Source organism: Shewanella sp. SR43-4 (assembly GCF_014163845.1).
GTDB lineage: Bacteria > Pseudomonadota > Gammaproteobacteria > Enterobacterales > Shewanellaceae > Shewanella > Shewanella vesiculosa.
This window is the reverse complement of sequence record NZ_JACJEB010000027.1, coordinates 24,084-30,853: the sequence shown is the minus strand read 5'-3', so window position 1 is coordinate 30,853 and position 6,770 is coordinate 24,084. Positions and strand designations below refer to the sequence as shown.

Annotated in this window: 9 protein-coding genes; 8 read left to right on the top strand and 1 reads right to left on the bottom strand. The window is 37.1% G+C overall.

The genetic code is table 11. The features are described 5' to 3' along the window. Nucleotides 1-252 precede the first annotated feature (252 nt). The 6 genes from H5123_RS19665 (at nucleotide 253) to H5123_RS20730 (ending at nucleotide 4,546) form a co-directional block, all read left to right on the top strand. A complete protein-coding gene (locus H5123_RS19665; RefSeq protein WP_259395711.1) occupies nucleotides 253-1,434 on the top strand; it encodes an OprD family porin in 1,182 nt (393 codons plus the stop codon). Nucleotides 1,435-2,061: 627 nt separating this feature from the next. Next, on the top strand, nucleotides 2,062-2,298 hold the full coding sequence (locus H5123_RS19660; protein WP_182699035.1) for a hypothetical protein: 237 nt from the start codon (nucleotides 2,062-2,064) through the stop codon (nucleotides 2,296-2,298). Between the two features lie 9 nt (nucleotides 2,299-2,307). After that, the gene (locus H5123_RS19655; protein ID WP_182699034.1) at nucleotides 2,308-2,577 is read left to right on the top strand and encodes a hypothetical protein; all 270 of its coding nucleotides are present in this window, start codon (nucleotides 2,308-2,310) and stop codon (nucleotides 2,575-2,577) included. Continuing rightward, nucleotides 2,577-2,807, top strand: coding sequence for an HNH endonuclease (locus tag H5123_RS19650; protein ID WP_072611545.1), 231 nt, complete (start codon nucleotides 2,577-2,579; stop codon nucleotides 2,805-2,807). The genes H5123_RS19655 and H5123_RS19650 overlap by 1 nt, the downstream gene beginning before the upstream one ends. Before the next feature lie 405 nt (nucleotides 2,808-3,212). Next, entirely contained in the window at nucleotides 3,213-4,331 is a 1,119-nt protein-coding gene (locus H5123_RS19645) for a transposase (RefSeq protein WP_259395710.1), read from the top strand. A 14-nt stretch (nucleotides 4,332-4,345) separates the two neighbouring features. Continuing rightward, a complete protein-coding gene (locus tag H5123_RS20730; RefSeq protein WP_259395709.1) occupies nucleotides 4,346-4,546 on the top strand; it encodes a transposase in 201 nt (66 codons plus the stop codon). A gap of 404 nt (nucleotides 4,547-4,950) precedes the next feature. On the opposite strand, the gene H5123_RS19640 is transcribed toward H5123_RS20730, so the two are convergent. Next, nucleotides 4,951-5,304: a DUF3147 family protein gene (locus H5123_RS19640; protein ID WP_182680802.1), complete on the bottom strand. Its 354-nt coding sequence runs from the start codon at nucleotides 5,302-5,304 to the stop codon at nucleotides 4,951-4,953. Between the two features lie 91 nt (nucleotides 5,305-5,395). On the opposite strand from H5123_RS19640, the gene H5123_RS19635 reads away from it, so the two are divergent. Further along, nucleotides 5,396-5,779, top strand: coding sequence for a BlaI/MecI/CopY family transcriptional regulator (locus H5123_RS19635; protein WP_123884050.1), 384 nt, complete (start codon nucleotides 5,396-5,398; stop codon nucleotides 5,777-5,779). Nucleotide 5,780: 1 nt separating this feature from the next. Further along, a complete protein-coding gene (locus H5123_RS19630) occupies nucleotides 5,781-6,761 on the top strand; it encodes a M56 family metallopeptidase (RefSeq protein WP_123884041.1) in 981 nt (326 codons plus the stop codon). The last annotated feature ends 9 nt before the right edge of the window (nucleotides 6,762-6,770 follow it).

Sequence of the window (6,770 nt, the reverse complement as noted above, 5' to 3'; positions counted from 1 at the left end):
CCTTCACCTAAGTTTTTAACTTTGGTTTTAAACCTATGTCTTATTTTAATTTGTTATTTTTGTGAGTTTAATATTTTTTGTTGTGAAATGGATCACTGTTAAAAATGTTTTTATTTGTATTATTGATTGGGTTTGTAATTTATTTGTTTATCTTCGGTTTTTATTTTTCTCAATATAGTTTCTTGTTTGTAACTTAACGTTAATAAGGTTTATATGTTTAAATATAATAAATTTTTTTTGGTGATATTAGCAATGAGTAATAATGCATTCTCTAATGGTGATATTGAAAGTTTTTCTGAATGGATACACAATGGTAATGTTGGAGGTACAGCGAAATCGTACTATTTCGAACAAGATTTTGACGATTCAAATGCAGAGAATAGCTCGATTTGGGTGAATGGTGGTAATGTTACTTTTAATACATCAGAGTTTAATGGGTTTAAATTGGGAGGAGAAGTACAGGGATCATACGTTAGTAACATCAATGATGATGATGATAGAACTGCGGGCAGTATAAACGCACAAGGACTTGTATTATCAGAAGCTTTTTTGAAATATCAGTTTGGTGGTACGGTGTTTTCTGGAGGTAGACAACACTTTTCATCACCCTTGATCGCTAACTCAGGTTCAAGATTGATAAAAGAGTCTTTTGAAATGTATCAGGTATCTTCAAGTCATTTTGAGGATACTGATATTTCGATTGGTTATGTGACTAAATATCAGACTCGAACAGATAAATCATTTTATGTTGATAATGAATTTGTTGATTTTGATTATAATGGTTCTGGTTCCCCTGGCGACTTTTATAAAATAGGCAATGATGGCGTCTTTTTCGCACAAGTTAATAAACGGATAGCTAAAAAAGTTAAAATTAACTCACAGTACGCAAATGTAGTAAATGAAGTCCAAGCACTCTATGCTGATGTAGAATATACATTGCCAACTAACTTTAATAGTTATGTTGCGGTGCAGTACTACAAAACGAAGTGGGATAAAAATGAACTAGTTGATAATGATCTTTTGGGCTTTAAAGTAGGTTTCAGCCAAGGGGGAGTAGATTTTTTCGCTGGTTATACATTAGCTGGAGGGAATGAAGGAGAAAATAGAGTTTTTAGAGGCATAGGTCAAGGAGCTTATTATCAGTTTACTGCAACTACTAAAACTGCGGGTGTTGCTGCATTTGAAGCGGGCACAAATTCGTATCAACTGGGGTTAGGTTCTACTATCTCTAATATTAAAGGTAAATTATTTTATACATCTTTTGACAATCCCATAGTTGGAAAAGATTTAAATGAATGGACGGTTAATCTTGCATATCAATTTGATGGTAAACTAGCTAATTGCGGTATATCAGTTGATTTTTCAATATTGGATTATGAAAATAATCAAAAAGATGCTACTGATTTAAGGACAAAATTCTCTTATAGCTTTTAGCGGTTATAACTTATTAAAAATTTTATTTTTGATAAAGGTTGATTCCCTGTCAATGTTATTTTAATTGTAAATTCAGGCCGTATTAATCTGCTTGGATTTACAATTTTACATGATAAATTACCTCTAGATGATTAAAAGTGATCAAAAACTTGTCTGTTGATAATTGTCTCAATGTCCACTTTTACAAACGACCTCCACTGGAGTGTATTTTAGAACTAAGTAAATTAAATCACAAACCGACGGATATTTTATAACTATTTTACATCACTAGCAGTAGTGGCTAAGAAATATCGGCTGCTACTTTATAAGACTACTGTAGAGGTTAAATTACGTTTGTAACTCAAACTTGTTTTTGCCCCAATGTTTGTTAACGGCAACCTTTCCTCGAATTTAGTATCAACCGCTTCGCAATACTTTTTCTCACCAACTGAAAGACAAAATACTCTGTTCAGAGATAACATTTAAGTTAGCCATTACTTATTGATACACACGCTGACTAGTCTAACCTGATAAACGCGCAAGGCGTGTATACAAATGTTAGGCTAATCAGGCAGCACTTAATACTGAAATTTACAAATGTGCTTATGTTACAATTGCATATTGATTGTGTCCTATTCGGAGAATGTAATGAATAATATAGAAATAAAAATCTTATCTAAAGGTGACTCAGTTTTAAATGTAATGCCTTTTGGGGCAAGCATTGCCGTAGCGGTTAAAAAGAAAAGTGGAAAAGTGGAGATAGTTCTTTTAGATAAAAATGAAGATAACATCCCTGAAATTGCATCTACTTGGATAATTAGTGAGGGCGTTGGTGAAGTCGAAGTATCTAGTGCTGACAGTGATGTAAAGGTTTCTACGTTTTAGGAGCGCAGAATGAAGTGCAGTATTTGTGGGCAAAGTGGACATAATAAGCGTTCATGTACGGCAAGTAGTAACGGCTCCGTAGCTGAGCCTCGAGATCGCGCTATTATCCTTAGAGTGGATAATATGACTCAGGCAGAGCAAGATGAGATGCATACTGAACTTGTTAAGCTAAAAAAAAGAGTTACAAGTAACGAGGCTAAAGCAACATTGGTCGAAGGTGGAAGTAAAGAGTTACCAAGTAAGATTCGAGTTCTTATCGAACAGCAAGGCAAAAAGTAATGACCAAACGACCTTACTCGCATACCAAGCAGCAAAAAAAGATTAAAGAAATTCAAGAACATATTTGTATTGTTTGCTGGGATCACGATCGTAAGAAAGCAAGAGGGCATCATTTAATTCCTTTCTCAGAAGAGGGTAGCGACAATATTATTAATTTTGTTACCTTATGTGATGACTGCCATAAGAAGTATCATGCAGGTAAACTGAACTTAGACTTCTACCGTTTCTAGTATTATCCATACAAGCATTTAAGAGTGATTCCCAACGCATGGCATTTTTCATTCCACCGTTGGTTTTTTGTTTACGGTGGCATGGTTAAGTTTCGTGGTAACGTTGCTCACACCTTAATGCGGCGTTGAGGCTGTAGAATTTCTCCCCAATAGACGTTTTTAACGTCTATTTACAAATAAAGTTAATTGGCTGTTTTTTGAGCTTTTAGCGAGTCGATGTCTGTGATCTAATAGATATTATTCACCTACAGTAAATTCATTCCCATCAATTTTTCAGAACAAATTCTGCCTGGTACGTTTGAGTATGCGCTTTGTTATATTATCGAAAATAAACTCGATTTATCGGGGTTTGATGCTTGACATAATAATGATAAAACGGGCGCTGCGGCGTATTCACCGGCTGTGATGCTCAAAATTATTTTACTCGGGTATGTGCATGGTTTAATTAGCAGTCGACGCATTGCTAAGGCGTGTGAAAACAATATTTTGTTCATGAGCGTGTCGGGTGATGTACAGCCACATTACACATCGATAGCGGGTTTCGTGGCTAAAATGCATGAACAAATAGAGCCCTTGTTTACCCAAGTGCTGATGATTTGTGATGAAGAAGGGCTCATTGGCCGCAACATGTTTGCCATCGATGGTTGTAAGTTAAAGTCAAATGCAAGTAAAGAGTGGAGCGGTACGTTCGATGAGCTCAGTCGTAAAAAAGCGAAATTAGCGCGGGCAAGCAAGCGCATTATTGAGCGTCATCAAGCCCAAGATGGGTTGGGTGAAGAGCTCGTCACACAAGACTTAAACCAAAAAACAAAGTTAGATAAAAGTGCGGATAAAATCACGGCATTCCTCGCGACACACCAAGAAAAAATAGGCAGCCAAGGCAAGCCTGTTAAAAGTAATATCACCGACCCTGACAGCGCAAAGATGACAACATCCATAGGCACCATTCAAGGCTACAATGGTATTGCGATAAACGATCATAAACATCAAATTATCTTACAAGCACAAACGTGGGGCAGTGTTGGTGAGCAACAAACGCTTCAGCCCGCAGTCACGCAATTAAAACAACAACTCGATAAACACTCAAGCGAACACACCATAAAATTCACCGCAGACAGTGGATTCAACAGCGAAGCTAATTTGGCATTTATGGCGCAAAGTGACTTTGATACCTACATCGCAGATAATCAATTTAGAAAACGAAACCCGTTGTTTAAAGACAGTGAAACTTACGAAACCGAGCAAGAAAAGCGCAGATTAAAACGACGTAACGGCAAGCCACGATTGTTTACCTCCGATGACTTTCATTATGACGAAGCAACGCAAACCTGCCGATGTCCTGCAGGCAATGAGATGTGGCGAAGCGGTATCAATGTTAAAAGCCATCATCAAGAATACACCCGATTCTGCGGTTATTTAAAAGATTGCAAAATCTGTCAGCTGCAACAGCAATGTATGCGAAAACCGCCGATGAAAACGGGTTGGCAGGTGCAGTTTAAAAATGGTGACTCACGGAAAAACTGAGTTACACCGACAAGATGAAAGTGAAAATAGACAGCCCAATGGGGCGACGGCAGTATAGCAAACGACTGGGCTGTATCGAACCTGTGTTCGGCAATATTACTGTTAACAAAGGCATGAATAAATTGACCTTACGCGGCCAAGCCAAAGTTAATGCCCAGTGGCAATGGTATTGCCTTGTTCACAACATAGAAAAGCTGCAACACGTGATGCACTAAGAAGGGTAAGCCTTTTTTGCGTCAAAAGCGCTCCAAACCCGCCTCAAAATCCCCCTAAAAACCCCAACATATCTGTATGTTAAGTAATAATCTAGAAACCACTCAACGATTGAATCAAAATAGGAACTCAGATATTGTTGGTGTATTAATCAAAATAAATTTTAAAACGAGTAATTCTACAGGCTCGTTACCCAATACTTTCCCTAATGCCAAAAGTCATTCCCAGAGCTTTAGCACTAGCTCATTTCTGTCCATATACGTGCTAGAGGAATGAAGCTGACACGTTCGTGCCCCATTGTGAGTTAAGAGCCACCCGTAAGTTCATAAATTTAGCTAATAGTAAGCATTAGATATATAGATTACGAGCCTATGAGTTAATGATTTAATCATGTAACTATTAATTTTTATGGGATTAGATCGATATCAAAGTTTTTTAAAAACCACGTCAACCCAACAAAAAAAATGATTGATATCATTACGCCAATTAACAAAGAACTCCAGAAACTATACTTGTTTAAAAGCATTGGAAACAATAGAAACATCGGTAACGTAGGAATGACGTACCAAAATGTATACCAAGCATGATTAGCTATTTTTTCATTTGATTCATTTTCGACATACATCCAAATCATTGCCATGATAGTTACAATCGGGAGAGCAACTACTAGTGCGCCAAATTTATCGCTGCGTTTTGCTATTTCTGAAGCCGCAACAATGATTGCAGCTGTAATGAGATATTTTGTAATTATCCAGGTCATAATTTCTCTGTTTTCATAAAAATCAAAAAACCGATTGCCGATAGGTTTTTAGTTTGTCATACTATTGATAAATAGTTAAGAGAATAATTTGATGCAATTAGGTGACTTAGAAAAGTTAGTGCTTCAATTCCTATGGTCTGAGAAAGAAGCAGATGCAAAGCGTGTACATGCAGTAGTTGGGATTACTCGTGGAAATTCATTAAATACGATCCAAACTACGTTAGATCGACTGTTCAAAAAGGATTTGTTAAGTAGAACTAAGCAAGGGCATGCACATTTCTATACCGCCAAAGTTGATAGAGAATCACTTATCGCAACATTAATAACAGATGTTACAGCCGACTTTATTGAAGATGGTGAACATAGCCTGATTGCTGCATTTGCTTCATCTTCAGCTAATCTTGACGACGCTCAATTTGATGAATTGGAAAAGCTTATAGAAGAACAACGAAAATTACGTAGTAGGCAAGCATAAGATGCTCGAAGGTAACGTGGCGATTTTATTAAATTTGATTAGTGTTGCAATAACGGCTTTTGTTATCGTTACACTATTAATATCTGCTATTGTCCCGTTGATTAGAAGCAGCTTAGATGCATTTGATTTTATCGCTCGAAAACGAATTTTGTGGTTGATGGTTACTTCTCCTTGGTGGATTGCGCTATTTTGCGTAGGAATATTGTTCCCTCGTCAAGGGAATGGATACTTAATTCTTTGGATGGAAAAGGTTGCACATTGGCATCATATCGATCTATTTATAGTAACAAGCTGGCATGGATTAACTTTGGTCATTGCAGCAGTCGTATTGGCGGTGTTGATTAACATTTCCTTTATTCAAGTTCGCCGTCATTCCATCGCAATACACAATCTTTTTAAACTTTCAGATGTTCAGCCTATTGCGGGTCAAAATGAAGATACTGTTTTTTCAATCTCATTAAGCATGCCTGCGGCTTTTACCATCGGTTTATTCAAGCCAAAGGTTTACCTTACATCAGGATTACTACAACAGCTTGAACAATCTGCTGTTGATATTATTATCCAACACGAGTTAGCACATGTTAGAGCAAGAGATCCCTTATTCAAAAGTATTTACGCTTTTTTCTGCCTACTTTATCCGAAGCCTATCCGCCGCTCTTTACAACAAGATTTTACTTTATTAACAGAACAACAAGCAGACGATGCCGTCACGCTCTACCATGACAACCTTGATGTGGCACAAACTTTAGTTACAGTCGCTAAGAAACAACGTCTGTTACCTGTTAGCTGTGAAGGAGTTCAAGTCAGTCATTTTAGTAAAGACCAAATTACCCTACGGGTAGAAAACCTTCTTTCTCCAAGAGAGCAAGTATCTGGAGCTAAACTGGCATTTACAGGGTTATGCTTCCTCGTGACTACATTATTCACATTATCAACTGTTGATAGCCTCCATCATCTAATCGAAACCTATTTCAACCATTAAATAAGGGTT

Bases quoted from the DNA above. Each gene is read 5' to 3' on its own strand.
- H5123_RS20730 (WP_259395709.1), top strand. From the start codon at position 4,346: ATGAAAGTGAAAATAGACAGCCCAATGGGGCGACGGCAGTATAGCAAA.
- H5123_RS19650 (WP_072611545.1), top strand. From the start codon at position 2,577: ATGACCAAACGACCTTACTCGCATACCAAGCAGCAAAAAAAGATTAAA.
- H5123_RS19665 (WP_259395711.1), top strand. From the start codon at position 253: ATGAGTAATAATGCATTCTCTAATGGTGATATTGAAAGTTTTTCTGAA.
- H5123_RS19655 (WP_182699034.1), top strand. From the start codon at position 2,308: ATGAAGTGCAGTATTTGTGGGCAAAGTGGACATAATAAGCGTTCATGT.
- H5123_RS19660 (WP_182699035.1), top strand. From the start codon at position 2,062: ATGAATAATATAGAAATAAAAATCTTATCTAAAGGTGACTCAGTTTTA.
- H5123_RS19645 (WP_259395710.1), top strand. From the start codon at position 3,213: ATGCTCAAAATTATTTTACTCGGGTATGTGCATGGTTTAATTAGCAGT.
- H5123_RS19635 (WP_123884050.1), top strand. From the start codon at position 5,396: ATGCAATTAGGTGACTTAGAAAAGTTAGTGCTTCAATTCCTATGGTCT.
- H5123_RS19630 (WP_123884041.1), top strand. From the start codon at position 5,781: ATGCTCGAAGGTAACGTGGCGATTTTATTAAATTTGATTAGTGTTGCA.
- H5123_RS19640 (WP_182680802.1), bottom strand. From the start codon at position 5,304: ATGACCTGGATAATTACAAAATATCTCATTACAGCTGCAATCATTGTT.